The sequence below is a fragment of the Rhodococcus sp. ACS1 genome (assembly GCF_002300155.1).
Taxonomy (GTDB): Bacteria; Actinomycetota; Actinomycetes; order Mycobacteriales; family Mycobacteriaceae; genus Rhodococcus_F; species Rhodococcus_F koreensis.
Genome location: NZ_NSDZ01000004.1, coordinates 451,817 through 471,412 on the forward strand (window position 1 = coordinate 451,817; position 19,596 = coordinate 471,412).

Consider the following 19,596-nt stretch of genomic DNA (forward strand, 5'->3'; position numbering starts at 1 on the left):
TGCGCACCACCTCATATCGGTGTGACGCCCCGAGCACGAAAGTCAGGGAGAACCGTGAATCCGGATCCCGGCCGCGACGCGGCACCACCCGAATACAGCACCCGGCAGGCCCGCAAGGCGGGTGTCACCGCCTTCGTCGGCACCACCATCGAGTGGTTCGATTTCTACATCTACGGCACCGCCTCTGCGCTGGTCTTGGGCCGGTTGTTCTTCCCCGACGCCTCGCCCGCGGTGGGTACCCTCGCCGCCTTCGCGACGTTCGCGATCGGGTTCGTGGCCCGCCCACTCGGCGGGATCGTGTTCGGTCACTTCGGCGACAAGTTCGGACGCAAGAATGCCGTCGTCATCACGCTGATCCTGATGGGGATCGGAACGGTCGGGGTCGGCTGCCTCCCCACCTACTCGCAGATCGGGATCTGGGCGCCGGTACTCCTCGTCGCGCTCCGCGTGGTCCAGGGCGTCGCCATGGGCGGTGAGTGGGGTGGCGCCGTCCTCATCGCCACCGAATTCGCGCCACCGAACAAGAAGGTGCTGTACGGAGCGTTCGCGCAGCAGGGATCGCCCGTCGGCAACCTGCTCGCGACCCTGGCCTTCCTCGCGCTGACGTTGTTGTCGGACAGCGTGTTCGAATCCTGGGGCTGGCGTCTGCCGTTCCTCGCGTCCGCCGCGCTCGTCGTCGTCGCGCTGTACATCCGGCTGCGTATCTCGGAGACGCCGGAGATGAAGAAGGCCGTCGTCGCGCAGGAGCGCACCCGGATGCCGCTCGTGGAGGTGCTGCGCTCGCACCCCATGGAACTCGTCCTCGGCGTCGGTGCGGTGGTCGCGGGCGTCGCCATCACCTACGTCAAGACGACATTCGCACTCGCCTGGGCCACCGCCGACCTCGGATTCGACCGTGGGGACTTCCTCCTCGTGATCACGATCGCGCTCGTCGCGCAGGTACTCGTGCAGCCGTTCGGCGCCGTGCTGGCCACGAAGATCGATCCGTCGCGGGCGGTGCGCTGGATGCTGCTGCCCGAACTGATCCTGCTGCCCCTGATGTTCCTCCTCGTCCAGACCGGGTCGGTGCCACTCGCGATGCTCGGCATGGTGCTGGCCACCGCGCCGCACGCGATGTACTACGCCGCCCTTGCCGGCATCCTCGCCCAGGTCTTCCCGACCAACGTCCGGTACACCGGAATCTCGCTGTCGTATCAGCTGTCCACGGCGATCTTCGCCGGAACCGCCCCGATGCTCTGCCAGTTCCTGCTCACCCGTACCGACTCGATCTGGCCGGTGGTCGCCCTCGGACTCGGCTACGTCGTGCTCTCGCTCGTCTGCATGACGCTGCTGCTCCGCCGCGGCAAAGCTCGCTCGGGCGGAGCCGACACCGAGCCCCGTCCCGAACACACCTCGACCCGGAAAGATGTTGCCCACTCATGAATTTCGCTCACATCGATCCCGCCTTGCGCGCCGTCGTCGACCGGTGGACCACACCGTCGGACCGCGACACGCTGAACGCCCTGCTCGACCGGCTGGGCGCGGACGCCGCCGGCCGACTCGACGCCCTCGCTGCCACCGCGGACAAGAATCCGCCGGTGCTGCAGCAGTTCGACCGGGACGGCGAACGCATCGACCGGATCTCGTATCACCCGGCTTACCAGGAACTGTGCCGCGCCGCCTACAGCGAATACGGACTGTCCGCACTGTCGCACCGCGGCGGCCTGCACGGCTGGGACGCCGTCCCGCCGCACCTGGTGAAGTACCTCGCGTCGTACGTCTTCGTGCAGGCCGAGTTCGGGCTGGCGTGCCCCGTGTCGATGACGGACGCCGCCGCCCGCACGCTCCGCATGTTCGGTGACCCCGAGGTGTTCGGGCCGTGGATCGACGCGCTGACCTCGACGGACTTCGACGGCGCGATGACCGGCGCGATGTTCATGACCGAACCGCAGGCCGGCACGGACATCGCCCGCACGGAGACCCGGGCCGAACGCGACGGCGACGCGTGGCGGCTGACCGGGAAGAAGTGGTTCGCGTCCAATCCCGACGCCGACGTCATCGTGACGCTCGCCCGGTTCCCCGGCGGCGACGACGGCTCCACCCGCGGCGTCGGAATGTTCATGGTCCCCAAGGTTCTCGCGAACGGCGAGCGCAACAGCTACACGATCGACCGGCTGAAGGACAAGCTCGGTACCCGCTCGATGCCCAGCGGTGAGGTGTCGCTGACCGGGGCGTACGCGCTGCAGGTGGGCGAACTCGACCGCGGGTTCCGGCAGATGGCCGAGATGGTGAACACGTCGCGGCTGTCGAACGCGATGCGGTCGAGCGCCCTGATGCGGCGGGCCGTGCGCGACGCCGTCGACCACACACGGGAGCGGGTCGTGTTCGGCAAGAACCTGTTCGACCAGCCGCTGATGCGAGCCACCCTGCTACCCCTCGCGCTCGACGCCGAGGCGGCGCTCGCCCTGGTGGCGTACAGCGCGCAGTGCCTGCAGTCGGCGGACGCCGGCGACGACTCCGCGCGGTCCCTGATCCGGGTGCTCACCCCGCTCGCGAAGCACTACATCTGCAAGCGGGCGCGCGTCGTCACCGGCGAGGCCATGGAGATCCGCGGGGGCAACGGCTACATCGAGGAATGGGCACACGCCCGGCTGGTCCGCGACGCCCACCTGGGGTCGATCTGGGAGGGGTCGAGCAACGTCATCGCCCTGGACGTGCTGCGGTGCATGCGCAAACTCGGTGCGCATCGCGGTCTGGCGGACACGATGCGGGGCATCCTCGACGGCCTCGGACCGGACTGTGGCAGCGGCGCCGAGATTCTCCGCCGGCGGTGGGACGACCTCGTCGCGGAAGGCGACCTGCTGGTCGCCGGGGACGACGACACCGCGCAGGCCGGGTGCGCGCGCTACGCCAACGCGCTGGCCCGTGCGGCGATGGCCACCCTGCTCTACGACCTCGCCGATTCCGCCGTCACGTCGGGCAGGGGCTACCGGTCGCTGCTCGTCGCGAACGCCTACCTCGCCGGCGAGTCCGGAGACATTCCCGAGGCCGCCCTCCGCAACCTCGCGGCCGTCGTCGACGGCACCGACGTCGCCGAGGACGTCGCGCACGCCGCCGCACCCCGAACCGACTCTGCGACAGGGGTTCTCCTGTGAACACCACCCGCACCGGACCGGCACCCCTCGCGGGGGTGCGGGTGCTGGACCTCTCCAAGATCCTCGCCGGACCGTACGCCACCATGTCGCTCGCGGACCTCGGCGCCGACGTCACCAAGGTCGAACACCCCGACGGCGGCGACCCGACACGGTCGTGGGGGCCGCCGTTCGTCGGCGTCGACGCCACGTACTACCTCGCGATCAACCGGGGCAAGAAATCGGTGACCGTCGACCTCAAATCCGAAGAGGGACAGGACCTCATCCACCGCATCCTGGAGGACACCGACGTCGTCGTCGAGAACTTCAAACCCGGCAGCGGGTTGCAGCGGATCTTCGACTACCGGACGCTGTCCGAGCGGTACCCGCATCTGGTCGTGCTGCACATCTCCGCGTTCGGGGAGGAAGGTCCGCTGCGCGACGAACCCGGCTACGACATGATCGCGCAGGCCGCCGGTGGCCTCATGTCGCTGACCGGTGAACCGGGCGGGGCGCCGATGAAGGCCGGATTCGCGATGGGCGATCTGGGGGCGGCGCTGTTCGGACTGGTCGGCGTGCTCGCTGCCCTCGTGGAGCGGTCGCGGACCGGCCGGGGGCAGTACGTGACGACGTCGCTGTTCGAGTGCCAGCTCGCGCTGCACGTGAACTGGGCGACAAACTATTTCGCCACCGGGGAGCGTCCCGGCGCGCTGGGTTCCGGTCATCCGAATCTCGCTCCCTATCAAGCGTTCCCCGCGAGCGACGGATACTTCGTCGTCGCGGTCGGCAACGACACGCAGTGGGCGAGCCTGTGCTCGGCGATCGCACGCGACGATCTGACGGCCGATCCGCGATTCGAGCGCAACCGGGACCGGGTGGCGAATCGCGGCGATCTCGAGCGGGAACTGTCGACGGCCTTCGCGTCGGGCACCGTCGAGCAGTGGTGCGACACGCTCACCGCGCACGCCGTGCCCGTGTCGCCGATCCGGCACCTCGACGAGATCTACGCCGACCCGCACACCGCTGCGCTCGGCATGATCGGAACGGTCGACCACCCGACGATCGGCAGCCTGCGGCAGATCGCGTTCCCGGTCAGCTTCGCGGGCGAACGCCCGCACCTGACGTCCGCGCCGCCGGTACTCGGCGCCGACACGGATGCGGTACTGGGTGCCCACCGGCCGAAGTCGGTGGTCGGCGGATAGACCCGGCTACTCCGGGCGCGCTACGCTCCCGTTCAGTGCGGATCTATTCCGAATCCCGCCAGAACACATCGGCGAGACGCTCGACCAGCCGCTGCATCTGTTGCAGGCCTTCGGGAATGCGGTCGGGGCCGAACCGGTACCGGGGACCGTTGAGGGACACGATCGCCACCAGGTTTCCGGACGAATCCCTGACGGGACGCGACAGGGAGATCAACTCTTCCTCGAGCTCGTTGTCGATGAGAGCGAAGCCGTTTTCGCGGATCCGATCGAGTTCGGCCAGCAGGGCCGCGCGGTCGGTGACGGTGTGCGCGGTGTATGCCTCGAGTCTTTCGGGCAGGCGGCCGAGAACCTTCTTGATCGGCCACTCGGCCAAGAGAACCTTGCCGCTGGAGCTGGCGTGGAGGGGATACTGCTTGCCGATCATGTGAGGGGACATCCGGGATGTCGTGCCCACGACGTGTGAGCCGGCCGCCTCGGCGATGAGGTCGAGCTCGTCCTTTGCATTCGGCACCGACAAGGTCACCGTTTCGTCGAACGTGTCGGCCAGCTCCTGCAGCAACGGCCGAGCGCGGGCGGCCAGACCGGCATAGGGGTCGGCGTGCCGTCCGAGTCGGGACATCTCCGAGCCGAGGATGTAGTTGTTGTCGATGCGATCCACCAGGCCGGTCCGCTCGAGGCTGTGGAGCAGACGAAATGCGGTGGGACGGGAGATGCCGACGGCTTTGGCGAGGGTGCTCACCGTCGCACCGGTCCTGGGCCGGGATGCAAGTTCGCGCAGAAGACGGACAGCCTTGGTCACCGACTTGTTGGCAATCTCCGCCGGCTCGCTGGGATTCACTGCGATCACTGTGGCCGTCCTCGGCTCGTTCATTTGCGCCCCCGATCCTTTCGTGTGTCCCAGTTGTGGGTCAGGCGGCGGTGAGTTGCCGGATTCCGCCGAGTTTGCCTTGGTGGAAGACGAGGGGTTCGCCGTGTCCGGTGTCCATGTGCAGGATGCGGGCGATGACGATGGTGTGGTCGCCGCCGTCGAGTTCGTGGGTGATGTCGCAGTCGACGTAGGCGTGGGCGCCGGTGATTCGGGGTGATCCGGTCTGGGACAGGGTCCAGTCGATGTCGGCGAATTTGTTGGGTTGTTTGCTGGAGAGGGCGCGGCAGATCGGTTCCTGGCCGGCGGCGAGGATGCTGGCGCAGAGTCGGCCGGCGGCGCGGACCTTGGGCCAGCTGGTGGAGGTGTGGGCGACGCTGAAGCTGACCAGGGGTGGGTCCAGGGACAGTGATTGGAAGGTGCCGACGACGAGGCCGCAGGGGTGTTCGGCGTCGGGGGTGATGCCGGAGAGGGCGACGACGCCGGTGGGCAGGTGTCCCATGACGGTGCGGTAGTGGGCCTGGTCGATGGTGGAGGTAAGCATGGTGGCTCCTCTTCGGGGTCGCGGCGCGGCGCGGGTGCCGGTCTAAGACCGAGGTCATTGACGTTCAATTTATGAACGGGATGTTCAAACTGATGTAGTATTGCGTCCTGGATCACACCCTGTCAAGCGTTTCGGGGTCACCGGTCGGGCGACTGTCTCTTCGTGCAGATGACCTGTCGTGGTGTTGTTCGACAGGGTATTCCGTGCGCGGACTGGATCCGGGCGCGGGCGGAACTGCGACGGCAAGGCGTGACGTCGGGCCGTGTTGACCGCCATTGAGGGCCAATGTCACAATTTCGATCACAGTGTTCAAGATATGAACATCAATAGTCCTGTGGAACCTCGGCCCGGCACACACGAGAACAGATGAACGAAGGAGAACAGGTGAAGATCGCGCAGATCGAACTCTTCCAGGTGGACTTGCCGTACTCGGGCGGTGTCTATCTACTCTCGGGCGGCCGTTCGTACACCTCGTTCGATGCCTCCATCGTCCGCATCACCACCGATGACGGCCAGCAGGGTTGGGGCGAGAGCACACCGTTCGGCTCCACCTACATCGCCTCCCATGCTCTCGGCACTCGCGCCGGGATCGCGGAGATCGCACCCCACCTGCTCGGCCGGGACCCACGTCAGGTCGACCGGATCAACGACGCGATGGACGAGGCACTCGTCGGCCACAACCACGCCAAGACCGCCCTCGACGTCGCGTGCTGGGACGTCTTCGGCAAGTCCGTCGGACTTCCGGTCGCCGAACTCCTCGGCGGTTCGACCGGTGTTCCCATGTCGATGATCTCCTCGATCTACGCCGGTGAACCGGAGGAAATGCGCCGCCGCGTCGCCGATCACCGTGCCAAGGGATACCGCGGTCACTCCATCAAGATCGGCGCACTCGACAGCGAGGGTGGGCCCGCGCTCGATGCGGAGCGGATCGCCGCCTCCCTGGCCGACAAGCAGCCCGGTGAGTTCTTCCTGGTCGACGCGAACGGTGGACTGTTGCCGGAGACCGCGCTGCGGATGCTCCGGATGCTGCCGTCCGGTCTGGACTTCGTGCTCGAGGCCCCCTGCGCCACATGGCGGGAGACGATCTCGCTCCGCCAGCGGTGCCCGTACCCGATCATCGTCGACGAACTCGCCCAGCAGGACGAGGACATCGCGTTCGCTTCGGCGCACGACGTCGCCGACGGCATCGGACTGAAGATCTCCAAGGCCGGTGGTCTGACCCGCGGCCGTCGTCACCGCGACATCGCGCGCGCCGCGGGGATGACCGTCAGCGTGCAGGACACGGTCGGCTCGTCCATCGCGTTCGCGGCGATCGTGCAACTCGGCGCCACCGTCCCGCCGCGCACGCTGCGCTGCGTCCTCAATTGCGAGGACATGGTGACGCTGCCGACCGCGAGGTTCGACGTGCTGACCGAGGACGGCGGCATCCTGCCCCCGAACGCTCCCGGACTCGGGATCGAGGTCGACGAGACGGTGCTCGGCGACCCGGTGGCCGTGTGGAGCGACTGAGGTAACACCGAAAAGCCGCGTCGGGGTGAGTCTTGCGACTCACCCCGACGCGGCGTATCTGTTCCGGCACCCACACCGTCACGGCAAACGAGGTCAGAGGCGGACACCCTCGGCTGCGAATGTGCCGCGTGCCAGCGCCAAGGCCGCCTGCGCGCCTTCGTGAAGCAGCTCGTAGTCCGCGGCGAGAGCGACGGTCCGGATTCCGTTCTCGGCGCACGCCGTCGTCATTTCCTGACTTCCCCCGTAGGCGGCGACGTCCAGTCCGTGGCGGGTGCACGCCTCCACGATTGTGCGAACGGCATCGAAAACAGCTCCCCCCAGGACGTCCGAGGCGGAACCGGCCAGCGACAGGGTGAGGTCTGCCGTGCCGATCAGGATCCCGTCCAGTCCGGGCGTCGCGCAGATCGCTTCGGCTTCGGCCAGGCCGTTCGTGTCCTCGATCATCAGGTAGACCCGCTGGCGGGGCGCCGAGGCCGGGCGCAACGCTGCCCGAACCGGTCCCCACGAGCGGTGTCCCTCGGGGGCGTAGCGGCAGAAACCGACCGCCTCACGTGCTTGGGCGGCCGACCCGATCTGTGGGACGACGACGACGTCGGCGCCCATGTCGAGCGCCCAGTTGGCTTGTGCGTAGTTCGTCGCCTGCGTCCGCACCCAGGCCTCGACGCCGGCGCCCTGCACCGCCGAGAGCAGGGGCACGACGGAGTCGGTTCCCAGTGCGCCGTGCTGCAAATCGATCACGGCCCAATCGAATCCAGTCCGAACCATCAGTTCGGCAGCGAAGACGGAGTCGAGCGTCAGCCACGCTCCGAGTGACGGCGCGGTCGAGGTCGAGGTCATTGCGGGGTACTCCATTCGGGGATCTGCGGGCGGCGGTCGGTGAACGCCGCCGGTCACTTCTGGGGTGTCGGTGGAATCAGCACAAGCTTTCCGATGTGCTTCTTGGCGAGGAAATCCTCCTGCGCACGAACGATGTCGGACAACGGATAGGTGGCCGAGACGACCGGACGGATTTCATTCCGCTCGATGTATCCGACGAGGTTCTCGAACACGGCGTCGTCCTGGAAGGTGCACCCGTACAGCGTGAGGTCTCTGAGGTAGACCGTGCGCAGGTCGATCTCGGAGATCGGCCCACCGATGGCACCGGCGATCGTGTAGCGGCCACCCGTGCGCAACACGTCGAGCAGTTGAGGCCACTGCGGTCCGACGACGAGATCGACCACCACATCCACCGAGCCGGCACCGAGCGCGCCGATCAGGTCGACTCCCCGCTCGATGGTCCGATCGGCGCCCTGCGCCTTCACCTCGGACGCCTTGTCGGGCGAGCAGACGGCGATCACCGTGGCGCCGCGGCGTTTGGCGAGTTGCACCGCAGCGAGTCCGACACCGCCCGAGGCGCCGGTGATCAGCACGCGTTCGGCACCGACCGCGGCGCGGTGCAGCATGTTCTCGGCGGTGGAGTAGGCGCACGGTAGCGCCGCGAGTTCGGCATCGCTCCACTCGGAGTCGACCGCGAAGGTTTCCCGGGCCGGAGCCACCGCGTACTGCGCGAAGCCGCCGTCGCATTCGCTGCCGAACGTCCAGCATTCGTACGGGCGGTAGTCGACGTAGCTGCGCAGCATGGTGCGCACGAGGACCCGTTCGCCGATGCGGTCGGGGGAGACGCCGTCACCGACCGCGACGATGCGCCCACACACGTCCGCGCCCTGAATCCGGGGGAATTTCAGGGTCGTGCCCGACCAGCTGGCATCGTCGTCGTCGACGGATTCGAACCCGCTCGCGCCACCAGAGCTCGTGTCGGAGTCGATCGCCTTCGAATACCACCCGATGCGGGTATTGATGTCGGTGTTGTTGATTCCGGCGGCGGCGACCTCGATCAGCACCTCACCCCGATCTGGTCGGGGGACGGCGACGTCGGTGCGGTACTCGAGTTTGTCGAGTCCCCCGTGGCCGGTCAGGAGAACTGCGGTCATGTGTTCCGGCAGCAAGGTTGGCTCCTTCGGATTTCGATCGGATGTGTTCGTGGGCCGGTGTATCCCGGTCACACCGGCGCGGCGAGCGGTTCGCGTGCGACGAACGTCTGGGTGAGTTCGCCGATGTCGGTGATGCGGCTGCGCAGCACGTCGCCGGGGCCGAGGAACCGCTGCGGTGTCCGGCCCACCCCGACGCCGGCGGGCGTGCCGGTGAACACCACGTCGCCGGGGTAGAGCTCGAGGGTGTGCGAGAGGTGCTCGATCAGCGCCGGCACCGGGAAGATCATCTGCGCGGTGCGTCCGAACTGGACGAGCTCGCCGTTGATGCGGGTCTCGAGCGTGAGATCGTTCGGATCGGCGAACTCGTCGATCGTCACCAGCGCCGGCCCGATCGGGGCGAACCCTCGATGCGACTTGGCGAGACTGAACTGCGGAACCGGTCCGGCCAACTGTCGCCCGCGGTCGGACAGGTCCTGTCCGACAGACAATCCCGCGACGGACTCCCATGCCCGATCGGCCGGGATGTTGCGGCCACCTCGGCCGATCACGACCACGAGTTCGACCTCCCAGTCCACCGTGTCCGAGGGAAGGGGCACGGTGGTGACCGGGCCGGAGATCGCCGAGGCGAACTTGGTGAAAATCACCGGCGACTCGGGCTGTTCCACACCGGACTCCGCCGCGTGGTCGGCATAGTTCAGGCCGACGGCGAACACCTGGCGCGGCGCCGGCACCGGCGAACCGAGTCGACCCGGGTCGATCCCACCGCGTTGCGCCGGGGTGACCCTGTCTCGGTTGCCCGTGTACCAGGTGACGAACTCCGCCCACCGCTCGTAGATCTTCTGCGGATGGGAGGAAAAATAGCCGTGGCTTTCCCCCTCGACATCGACGAGGCCGCTGCGCGTCGACACCTGGAGGCGGCCATCGAAATTGATCAACCGCACCGGAAACTCTCCCATCGTCTGTGCTGCGTGTTCGATTCCCGCGACCGGAACGGGTGCATGCGGATCGTCACTATTTGAACAGTCCGTTCATTGTGCGTGTTTGACGATAGTGCGGCCCAGGTCACAGCTTGTCAAGGCCGGGACGCGCTCGGCGGGGCCTGGCCGCGGGCCGGTGCGCGGGCGCGCCCCGTGTGCATTTCTGTCGAAATCGGTACCTGAGGTGCGCTATCCGGTCGAGCGCCCGCCGTGTGATACCTCGTCGGCCCGGCGCCCGCCCCGGGGTCGGCGCGGGTGGTCGCGGCTGTGACGAGACGGGGTCTTGACGGCCCATGAGGTCCATGTCACAATTTTGAGCGTGACGTTCACTTATTGAACGAATGTGATGTTGGTGGTCGAACTGCTACCGCCGGCACGCGTGCACACTTCATCCCCGCCTTTCCCCGCCCCGGACGGCATTCGCACCGTCCACGTCGGCTGTCATGTCGACGCGCACCAGCAAGGAGTGACCTGGTGACGATTACCAACACGGATTCCGTCGGAGAGTATGAGGACGGACCCGTCGGCACGAAGGCCGATCAAGGTCCGGTCGACAAGAAGCGCTTCCTGGTCAAGCTGACCGGTGTGATCGCCGGTGGCATGTTCATCGACGGCTACATCCTCGGCATCGTCGGCACCGTCATCGGTGCCATCACCCTCGACCTGAATATGTCGCTGTACTGGGAGGGGCTCATCGGCGCCTCCGCGCTCATCGGTATCTTCCTCGGCGGCCCGCTGGGGGGCTGGCTGGCCGACAAACTGGGCCGCAAGCCACTGTTCGCGATCGACCTGGCGATTTTCATCCTCGGATCCGTCCTGCAGTTCTTCGTGGACTCGGCCTGGCAACTGTTCGTCGTCCGGTTGCTGATGGGCATCGCGATCGGCGCCGACTACTCGGTCGGTTGGCCACTGCTTTCCGAATTCGCACCGCGGAGGCTGCGCGGCAAGCTGCTGGCCTACTGTGAGGTCGCCTGGTACGTCGGCTTCATGTTCGCCTTCGTCATCGGTTACGTGATGACCACCGTGTGGTCCCTCGACTGGCGCATCGTGCTCGGCTCGAGCACCGTTCCGGCGGTGATCCTGTTCCTGGCCCGGCTGGGTATGCCCGAGTCACCGCGCTGGCTGATGAACAAGGGCCGCACCGAAGAGGCCACCGAGATCGCCCACGCTTACCTCGAGGACCCGTCCGATGTCGTCGACATCGCCAACGAGGGCACCCGCTCGGGCACGTTCGGGATGCTGTTCTCCCCGGCCTACCGGCGGGCGACGATCTTCATCTCGATCTTCTGGTTCTGTGCGGTGGCACCGTATTTCGCGATCGCCACGTTCGCAGCCAGCGTGCTGGAGGGCTACGGGCTCGGCGACGGACTCGTCGGCGCCATCGGAGTCAACGGCCTCGCCCTGGTCGGTGTCATGGTCTCGGTCCTGCTCATCGAACGCGTCGGCCGCCGGAAGCTGACCATCCCGCAGCAGTGGGTCTGCGCTGTGGTCTTGCTGATCATCGGATTGTGGTCGTCCGCCCCGCCCGCGGTGGTCTTGATCTGCTTCCTGGTGTTCGCGTTCGCCAACGCCATGTCCACCGCCCTGACCGGGGTCTACCCGGGTGAGATCTTCCCGACCGAGATCCGCGGCCTCGGTACGGGTTTCGCGACCGCGTTCAGCCGGGTCGGTGCGGGTCTGGGCACGTTCCTGCTGCCGTGGTCGATGCACAACCTCGGAAGTGGGGTGACGATGGTCATCGCCGCGGGCATCTGCATCGTCGGTGCCGCGGTTTCCCAGGTCCTCGCCCCGGAAACGATGGGCCGCAACCTCAGTGAAACCTCGGCCCCGCGCGGCGGTCGGCCCGTTCGAACCTGACCGATAGCCACAGCACCGGGAACCGGAGTCCGTACCAGGGCTCCGGTTCCCGGTGCTTCACGCGGTGTGGCCGTCGGGCGGGACTATTCGCCTGCCGCGTCCTGCCAGAACACCTCGACGAGGCGCTCGACGATGGCCTGCATCTGCTGGAGCGCTTCGGGGATGCGGTCGCGCCCGAAGCGGTAGCGGGGGCTGTTGAGCGTCAGGATCGCCACCAGACTGCCCGAGGTATCCCGCACCGGCCGGGACAGTGAAATCAGTTCCTCTTCGAGTTCGTTGTCGATGATGCCGAACCCTTGCTCGCGGACCTGGTCGAGTTCCCGGAGCAGAACGGCACGGTCGGTGATGGTGTGGGACGTGTACGCCTCGAGCTTCTCGGGCAGCAGCGCGAGCACCTTGTCCAGCGGCATCTCGGCGAGCAGTACCTTGCCGGTGGAGCTGGCATGCAGCGGATATTGCTGGCCGACCATGTGGGTCGACATGCGGCTCATGATCCCGACCACGTGCGAGCCGGCGGCCTCGGCGATGAGGTCCAGGCCGTCGTGCGAATTCGGCACCGACAGGGTCACCGATTCGTTGAACTTGTCGGCCAACTCCTGCAGCAGCGGTTGGGCGCGAGCGACCAGGCCGGCGTACGGGTCGGCGCGCCGCCCGAGCCGGGCCATTTCCCATCCGAGGATGTAGTTGTTGTCGATCCGGTCGACGAGCCCGGTGCGTTCGAGACTGTAGAGCAGACGGAACGCGGTGGGCCGGGAGATCCCGACCCCCTTCGCGAGCGTGGTCACGGTGGCACCGGTGCGCGGGTGCGCGGCCAACTCCCGTAGCAGCCGAACCGCTTTGGTCACCGACTTGTTCGTCATCTCCGTCGGTTCGGGTACTTCGCTCATGCCACCCCTTCGTCGTGTCGGTGCGCACCACATCCTCGGATACGCGCTTGCACGACCACTCTACCGCCCCAGCGTTCATATAGTGAACGCTGGGGCGGCAGAGTGTGGGAACTGTCGAGCGCACACCGCGCTCCTGGATTGTCAGGACTGGGCGCGGCCCCAGGTGGACGATTGGCCGGCGGAGTTGACCGTGCGGGGGATCGCGAGGGGATTGCGCTCCTGGATCGGTGCGGGCAGGAGCACCTCCGGGGCGTCCTGGTAGGTGACCGGGCGCAGGAATCGGCGGATCGCGGTGGTGCCCACCGAGGTGTGCGAGACCGCGGTGGTGGCGGGGTAGGGGCCGCCGTGGTGCTGGGCGGGGGTGACGGCGACGCCGGTCGGCCAGCCGTTGAACACCAGTCGGCCGGCGCGGGTGGCGGCGATCCGGGTGAGGCTGCGGAGTTGCTCGCGTTCGTCGGGGGTGGGTTCGGTGCGGGTGTGGACGGTGACGGTGAGGGTGCCGTCGACACCGTTCAGGACGCGGTTCACCTCGTCTTCGGTGCCGTATTCGGCGATGATCGCGGCGGGGCCGAAGCTCTCCTCGAGCAGGGTGTCGGCCTGGGCGACCAGCTGTTCGGCGGTGGTGCGCAGCAGTGTCGGGGTGACCTCGGGGACTCCGCTCTCGCCGGTCGATGCGGTGCCCTTGACGAGGACCTCGACGCCGGGTGCTGCGGCGGCCTCCTCGATCCGGTGGTGGTAGCCCTCGGCGATCTTCGCGGTGAGCATCCGCGCCGCGGGCACCTGCTGGGCGAGGGTGGTGATCTGCTCGGTGATCGGTGATCCGGCAGGCACCAGCAGGATGCCGGGCTTGGTGCAGAACTGTCCGGCGCCGAGGGTGAACGAGCCGACGAATCCGGACGCGATCGCCTCGGCGCGCTCGTCGAGGGCACCGGCGGTGACGACGGCCGGGTTGACGCTGCCGAGTTCACCGAAGAAGGGGATCGGGTTGGGGCGGGCGGCGGCGATGTCGAACAGGGCGCGGCCACCGGCGACGGACCCGGTGAAGGCGGCTGCGGCGATCCGCGGGTCCTCGAGGGCGCGGGTGCCGGCCCGGAAACCGCTGATCAGGGCGAACGTGCCGTCGGGGGCGCCGGCGGCGGACAGTGCCCCGGCGACGACGTCGGCGGTGGCGGCGGAGGTGCGGGGATGGCCGGGATGGGCCTTGAGCACCACCGGGCAGCCGGCGGCCAGCGCGGAGGCGGTGTCGGTGCCGGCGACGGAGAACGCGAAGGGGAAGTTGCTGGCGGCGAAGACCAGGACCGGGCCCACGGGGATCTGGTACCGGCGCAGGTCCGGGCGGGCGCCGAGGACGAAGTCGGGATCTGCGCGGTCGATGATCACGTCGAGGAAGGTGCCGTCGATCAGTTCCTCGGCGAACATCCGCAACTGCACGCAGGTCCGGTTCAGTTCCCCGCTCAATCTGGCCTGGGGAAGCCCGGTTTCGATGATGGCTTCGGCGACCAGCCCGTCGGCGTGCGCCTCGAGGGCGTCGGCGATCGCGACGAGTACAGCGGCGCGGTCGTGGGGGGTGCGGTCCTCCCAGAGCGGTGCGGCGGCGGCCGCGGAGTCGAGGAGGCGGTCGAGTTGTGCGTCGGTGGTGTCCGGTTCGATCGAATGCGTGGTGTCAGTCATGAAGTGCGGGATCCTTTTCGGAGAGGCTCGCGCCGGGTGCGGCGCAGCCGGGGTGTGGGGGTCGGGCTCGCGGTTGTCTATTCGAAGGATGCGACCGGCTCGCCGAAGACGCCTTCGTCGGGGACGACGCCGAGACCGGGGCCGGTCGGTACCCGGATGCGCCCCCCTTCGATCCGGACCGGGTTGTCCGAGTCGTAGTGAATGTCCATGTAGGGCTCGGCAATCCACACGCCCTCGAGCAGGCGCGGCTGAACCGTCGAGCCGATGTGGGCACACGCGGCCGCGATGATGTCCCCTCCCCAGGAGTCGTCGCACGTGTGGGGCATGGAACGTGCCTCGCAGAGATCCCTCACGGTCGCGAGGGTACCGAGACCGCCCAGTCGCGTGACCTTCAGTCCGAATCCGTCGCATACGCCGAGCGAGATCGCTCGGAGCACGTCGCCGAGATCCTCGGTGTTCTCGTCGAGGTAGACCGCGTGGTGCAGTTGGCCGCGAATCGCGGCGATCTCCTCCATCGTGTTGCAGGGCTGCTCGAAGACGAAGGGAATGTCGGCGCACTCCCGGCCGATTCGCAGGACGTCGCGCGCATACAGTCCGCGGTTGGCATCCAGGGACAGGCGGGTGCATCCGGTTGCTTCCCACACCTTGCGAACGGTCTCGATGTCGATCTCGACCGGCCGTCCGCCCACCTTGATCTGCAGCCGCGGATACCCCTCGGCGATCTTCTCGACGGCGGTCCGGGCGACGTCGTCCGGCTCGCCGATGGACAGCGCGTAATAGGAGTCCACCCGATCGGTGGTCGCGCCACCCAGCATGTCGCACAAGCGGATTCCGTGAGTCTTGCCGATCAGGTCGTGAATCGCGATGTCGATCGCGGCTTTGGCGTAGTTGTGTCCGTTGAGGAGCCGGTCCAGTGCGCGGCGCACGGCCAGCGGACCCGTCACCGGCATGCCGATCAGGCCCGCCGACATCTGGTTCAGTGCCGCCCGCGCGCCCAGGGCGTGCTCCGGCGCATACGTCGGGCCGACCGGGCACGTCTCACCCCACCCGGAGACACCCGCATCGGACACGATCTGCACGATCGTCGAGTCCAGGGCGGTGTAGGAGCCCTCGGACATCCGGTAGGCCTTGCCGCTGAACGGCAGATCCATCTGATACACGTGAATCTCGGCGATGCGCAACGCTTTACCTCTTTCGTGGGCTCGGTCAGGCGTATCCAGTTGTGGGTCAGGCGGCGGTGAGTTGCCGGATTCCGCCGAGTCGGCCTTGGTGGAAGACGAGGGGTTCGCCGTGTCCGGTGTCCATGTGCAGGATGCGGGCGATGACGATGGTGTGGTCGCCGCCGTCGAGTTCGTGGGTGATTTCGCAGTCGACGTAGGCGTGGGCTCCGGTGATTCGGGGTGATCCGGTCTGGGACAGGGTCCAGTCGATGTCGGCGAATTTGTTGGGTTGTTTGCTGGAGAGGGCGCGGCAGATCGGTTCCTGGCCGGCGGCGAGGATGCTGGCGCAGAGTCGGCCGGCGGCGCGGACCTTGGGCCAGCTGGTGGAGGTGTGGGCGACGCTGAAGCTGACCAGGGGTGGGTCCAGGGACAGTGATTGGAAGGTGCCGACGACGAGGCCGCAGGGGTGTTCGGCGTCGGGGGTGATGCCGGAGAGGGCGACGACGCCGGTGGGCAGGTGTCCCATGACGGTGCGGTAGTGGGCCTGGTCGATGGTGGAGGTAAGCATGGTGGCTCCTTGTCAGATCGTGGTGCCGGACCCGGCAGCGGTGTAGGAGGAGTGGTCGGGGTGCAGTTCGGTGGCGATGTCCCGTGCGGCGCGCAGTGCGCTCTCGATGGCGCCGTCGATGAATCCGGCCCACAGATTCGCGATGTCACTGCTCGCGAAGTGCAGAACGCCTTCGGCGGCCTGCTGCGCGCCCAGGTAACGAGTGACCTGGTTCGGGCGGTGCATCATCCAGGTCTCCTGCGAGTACTGGTCGCTCATCCAGTCGTGTCCGGTCACCTCGAGGACATCGAGATCGTCCCGCCAGACGGTCAACGCCCGCTGAACGGCATCGCGGTCGTTGGGGTCGAGCCGCGTCGAGTCGGCCCCGAAGGCAACCAGAACTGCATCGTCGTCGCCGAGGTATTCGGTGCGCACGACGGACAGCGGGTGGGCGGCGGAGGAGTACGCGAAGAACGGGGCGATCGGGCCACGCACCCGGATCCAGCACTTGACGCCCTGGGAGGCGGCCTTCTCCCTGCTTGCGGCGAGTTTGCCGTCGTTGAGCGGTGGCGTGACGGCGAGGTCCCCGAGAATGTTCTGGGGCACGGTGAGTACCACTCGACGCGCCGTGATCACCTGTCCGTCGCTCAGGTGCACGTGAGCACGTTCGGTGTCGTGTTCGATGTGGGAAACCTCCGCGCGAGTGCGCAGCTCCGCGGTGGTGTCGGCGGCGATCGCCGCCACCAGCGATTGGGTGCCGTCGGCGAGGCGGAAGACCGCGGACGCCTCGTGCATCAGATGCCACGAACCCGCGGTGGCGGCGGTCCATCGCAACGCGGTGGTGAAGGCCCCCTCGGTGAGTGGGCCGTTGAAGTGCCCGACCCAGGCCGCCTCGTTCGCCTGGTATTCGTCCTCGCTCAGCTGCAGCCGGTCGAGCATGTCCTGCACGCTGTACCGGTCGATGTTCGCGAACTCGGGTGATGCGGGCGGCAGATCGGGCCGGGGGACGATGTTCATGGTGTCGGCGAGCAGCCGGCGCATTCCGGGATCGATCAATTCCATGAACTGCTCGAGCGTGCCGGTGCGGACCCGGTCGCCGGCGAGCCAGTACGCCTGCTCCGCGCGCGGGCCACGGGTCACCGAGAGTCCGTATCGGGTGATCTCGGCCCACACGTGCGGCTGCACCCAGTGCATCCAGGTGCCGCCGATCTCGAGGTCCCTGCCGAGGCGGTGGTCGGTCCACACCCGTCCGCCGAGCCGGTCGCGCGCCTCGAGCACGACCACGCTCAGTCCGGTACGGGACAGCTCCCGGGCGGTGATCAACCCGGCGATGCCGCCGCCGACAACGACGACATCGGCTTCCTGATGCTGGTGGGCGCTGTCCGCCATGGTGTCTCCTCACCGCCGTGAACTCAGGGGAAGGGCGTCAGACCCCTGCGAACGCTTGCTGTTCATATTGTGAACGCATTGTTCAATATAGATCGACAATGATCCTGAGCTGTAGATCACAATCTGTCAAGAGTGGCGGTGTGAGCATCGATCCCGTGACCGCGCCCGCCCGGGTGCGGGTGAGTTCACCCCGCGGTACGGGAACCCGCAGATGACGCCGAGGGCGAGGTGAGGCCCGCTGGTGTCGATGGTGAGGCGTCGCGTCGGCATCCATCGCGAGTTTCGGAGCGGGTCTTGACGCGCCGTGAGTCCCATGTCACACTTTTGACCACATCGTTCAGTTAATGAACACGTAGCGTGGCTGAGCTGCAGCGATCGAGCCCATCCCAACGACCCGCAGTCGCCAGAGATCCCTCGGATTCCGCGGCCGTGCACCACTTCACGAAGGTTGTGACATCACGTGCGAACATCTGCTTCCCGCCTATCCGCCCCTGCGCACGGTGATTGCCCACCGTCGTCGGTCGTGATCGCCACGTCGACGCGCACGAGCGAGGAGGGCCGATGACCATCACAAACAACGAACTCGTGGACATCGACCAGCAGTCGGTCGACAAGAAGCGCTTCCTGGTCAAGCTGACCGGTGTGATCGCCGGCGGCATGTTCATCGACGGCTACATCCTCGGCATCATCGGCACCGTCATCGGTGCCGTCACCCTCGATCTCGGCATGTCGCTGTTCTGGGAGGGGCTCATCGGGGCGTCCGCGCTGATCGGCATCTTCATCGGCGGCCCCCTCGGCGGCTGGCTCGCCGACAAACTCGGCCGCAAGCCGCTGTTCACGATCGACCTGCTGATCTTCACTGTCGGTTCGGTCCTGCAATTCTTCGTCGACTCGGCCTGGCACCTCTTCCTCGTCCGGCTGCTGATGGGCATCGCGATCGGCGCCGACTACTCCGTCGGCTGGCCGCTGCTCGCCGAGTTCTCCCCCAGGCGGTTGCGCGGCAGGCTGATGGCCTTCTCGGAGGTCGCCTGGTACCTCGGATTCATGACAGCCTTTATCGCCGGCTTCCTGATGACAGCCGTGTGGTCCCTGGACTGGCGCATCGTGCTCGGCTCGAGCACCCTGCCCGCCGTCATCCTGCTCCTGGCCCGGCTGGGTATGCCCGAATCCCCGCGTTGGCTGATGAACAAGGGCCGCACCGAAGAGGCAACCGAGATCGCCCACACCTACCTCGAAGACCCCGCCGACGTCCTCGACACCACCAGCGAACCGACCCGTAAGGGCACGTTCGGGATGCTGTTCTCGCCGTCCTACCGGCGGGCGACGATCTTCATCTCCGTCTTCTGGTTCTGTGTGGTGGCACCGTATTTCGCGATCGCGACGTTCGCTGCCAGCGTGCTCGCCGACTACGGTCTCGGCGACGGACTCGTCGGCGCCCTGGGGATCAACGGCCTCGCACTGGCCGGTGTCGTCATCTCGGTGATCCTCATCGAACGGATCGGCCGCCGGAAGCTGACCATCCCGCAGCAGTGGGTGTGCGCCGCGGTCCTGGCCGCGATCGGGCTCTGGACCTCTGCACCGCCGGTGCTGGTGCTCATCGGCTTCCTGGTCTTCGCGTTCGCCAACGCCATGTGCACCGCGCTGACGGGTGTCTACCCGGGCGAGATCTTCCCGACCGAGATCCGCGGCCTGGGAACCGGTTTCGCGACCGCGTTCAGTCGCGTCGGAGCCGGTCTGGGTACGTTCCTGCTGCCGTGGTCGATGCACAACCTCGGCGCGGGCACCACGATGCTCATCGCGGCCGGCATCTGCGTCGTCGGCGCGTCGGTCTCCCAGGTCCTCGCCCCGGAAACGATGGGCCGCAGTCTCAGCGAAACATCCGCTCCACACCAACGGTAACCACCCCGA

The 19,596-nt window shown here is 67.4% G+C and carries 16 protein-coding genes; 6 read left to right on the plus strand and 10 right to left on the minus strand.

The genetic code is table 11. From position 1 onward, the window contains the following. The first annotated feature begins 54 nt into the window (after positions 1-54). Genes CJ179_RS14400 through CJ179_RS14410 form a run of 3 tightly spaced genes read left to right on the plus strand, consistent with a single transcriptional unit; the run spans position 55 to position 4,312 of the window. Positions 55-1,422 (plus strand): MFS transporter, encoded by a 1,368-nt coding sequence (locus CJ179_RS14400; RefSeq protein WP_095862017.1) that lies wholly within the window; start codon positions 55-57, stop codon positions 1,420-1,422. Continuing rightward, entirely contained in the window at positions 1,419-3,134 is a 1,716-nt protein-coding gene (locus CJ179_RS14405; RefSeq protein WP_095862018.1) for an acyl-CoA dehydrogenase family protein, read from the plus strand. Before CJ179_RS14400 ends, CJ179_RS14405 begins: the two co-directional genes overlap by 4 nt. Next, positions 3,131-4,312, plus strand: a complete 1,182-nt coding sequence (locus CJ179_RS14410; protein ID WP_095862019.1) for a CaiB/BaiF CoA-transferase family protein — start codon at positions 3,131-3,133, stop codon at positions 4,310-4,312. The genes CJ179_RS14405 and CJ179_RS14410 overlap by 4 nt, the downstream gene beginning before the upstream one ends. 43 nt (positions 4,313-4,355) lie before the next feature. On the opposite strand, the gene CJ179_RS14415 is transcribed toward CJ179_RS14410, so the two are convergent. Beyond that, the gene (locus CJ179_RS14415; protein ID WP_072936880.1) at positions 4,356-5,183 is read right to left on the minus strand and encodes an IclR family transcriptional regulator; all 828 of its coding nucleotides are present in this window, start codon (positions 5,181-5,183) and stop codon (positions 4,356-4,358) included. A 37-nt stretch (positions 5,184-5,220) separates the two neighbouring features. Continuing rightward, positions 5,221-5,721, minus strand: a complete 501-nt coding sequence (locus tag CJ179_RS14420; RefSeq protein ID WP_072936881.1) for a flavin reductase family protein — start codon at positions 5,719-5,721, stop codon at positions 5,221-5,223. A gap of 366 nt (positions 5,722-6,087) precedes the next feature. Here CJ179_RS14420 and CJ179_RS14425 point away from each other — a divergent pair, with 366 nt between their 5' ends. After that, positions 6,088-7,230, plus strand: a complete 1,143-nt coding sequence (locus tag CJ179_RS14425) for a mandelate racemase/muconate lactonizing enzyme family protein (RefSeq protein ID WP_257015525.1) — start codon at positions 6,088-6,090, stop codon at positions 7,228-7,230. Positions 7,231-7,323: 93 nt separating this feature from the next. On the opposite strand, the gene CJ179_RS14430 is transcribed toward CJ179_RS14425, so the two are convergent. The 3 genes from CJ179_RS14430 to CJ179_RS14440 form a co-directional block, all read right to left on the minus strand. Then, on the minus strand, positions 7,324-8,067 hold the full coding sequence (locus CJ179_RS14430) for an HpcH/HpaI aldolase/citrate lyase family protein (protein ID WP_241031347.1): 744 nt from the start codon (positions 8,065-8,067) through the stop codon (positions 7,324-7,326). Between the two features lie 53 nt (positions 8,068-8,120). Beyond that, entirely contained in the window at positions 8,121-9,200 is a 1,080-nt protein-coding gene (locus CJ179_RS14435) for an alcohol dehydrogenase family protein (RefSeq protein ID WP_095862020.1), read from the minus strand. A gap of 68 nt (positions 9,201-9,268) precedes the next feature. Continuing rightward, positions 9,269-10,156 carry a fumarylacetoacetate hydrolase family protein gene (locus CJ179_RS14440; protein WP_083395739.1) on the minus strand — a complete coding sequence of 296 codons (888 nt, stop codon included), beginning with the start codon at positions 10,154-10,156 and terminating at the stop codon, positions 9,269-9,271. A gap of 495 nt (positions 10,157-10,651) precedes the next feature. Between CJ179_RS14440 and CJ179_RS14445 the strand changes: the two genes are divergently transcribed. Beyond that, complete coding sequence (locus CJ179_RS14445) at positions 10,652-12,034, plus strand: MFS transporter (protein WP_095862021.1); 1,383 nt, start codon at positions 10,652-10,654, stop codon at positions 12,032-12,034. 83 nt (positions 12,035-12,117) lie between these two features. On the opposite strand, the gene CJ179_RS14450 is transcribed toward CJ179_RS14445, so the two are convergent. The 5 genes from CJ179_RS14450 to CJ179_RS14470 all read right to left on the minus strand — a co-directional run bounded on the left by CJ179_RS14450 (position 12,118) and on the right by CJ179_RS14470 (position 17,688). Next, a complete protein-coding gene (locus tag CJ179_RS14450; protein WP_095862022.1) occupies positions 12,118-12,921 on the minus strand; it encodes an IclR family transcriptional regulator in 804 nt (267 codons plus the stop codon). 141 nt (positions 12,922-13,062) lie between these two features. Then, the gene (locus CJ179_RS14455; protein WP_095862023.1) at positions 13,063-14,592 is read right to left on the minus strand and encodes an aldehyde dehydrogenase (NADP(+)); all 1,530 of its coding nucleotides are present in this window, start codon (positions 14,590-14,592) and stop codon (positions 13,063-13,065) included. 77 nt (positions 14,593-14,669) lie between these two features. Next, a complete protein-coding gene (locus tag CJ179_RS14460; RefSeq protein ID WP_095862024.1) occupies positions 14,670-15,773 on the minus strand; it encodes a mandelate racemase/muconate lactonizing enzyme family protein in 1,104 nt (367 codons plus the stop codon). Between the two features lie 46 nt (positions 15,774-15,819). Next, positions 15,820-16,320: a flavin reductase family protein gene (locus CJ179_RS14465; protein WP_072936887.1), complete on the minus strand. Its 501-nt coding sequence runs from the start codon at positions 16,318-16,320 to the stop codon at positions 15,820-15,822. 12 nt (positions 16,321-16,332) lie between these two features. Then, positions 16,333-17,688, minus strand: a complete 1,356-nt coding sequence (locus tag CJ179_RS14470; RefSeq protein ID WP_095862025.1) for an NAD(P)/FAD-dependent oxidoreductase — start codon at positions 17,686-17,688, stop codon at positions 16,333-16,335. Between the two features lie 561 nt (positions 17,689-18,249). Between CJ179_RS14470 and CJ179_RS14475 the strand changes: the two genes are divergently transcribed. Then, on the plus strand, positions 18,250-19,587 hold the full coding sequence (locus CJ179_RS14475) for an MFS transporter (protein WP_095862026.1): 1,338 nt from the start codon (positions 18,250-18,252) through the stop codon (positions 19,585-19,587). Positions 19,588-19,596 lie beyond the last annotated feature (9 nt).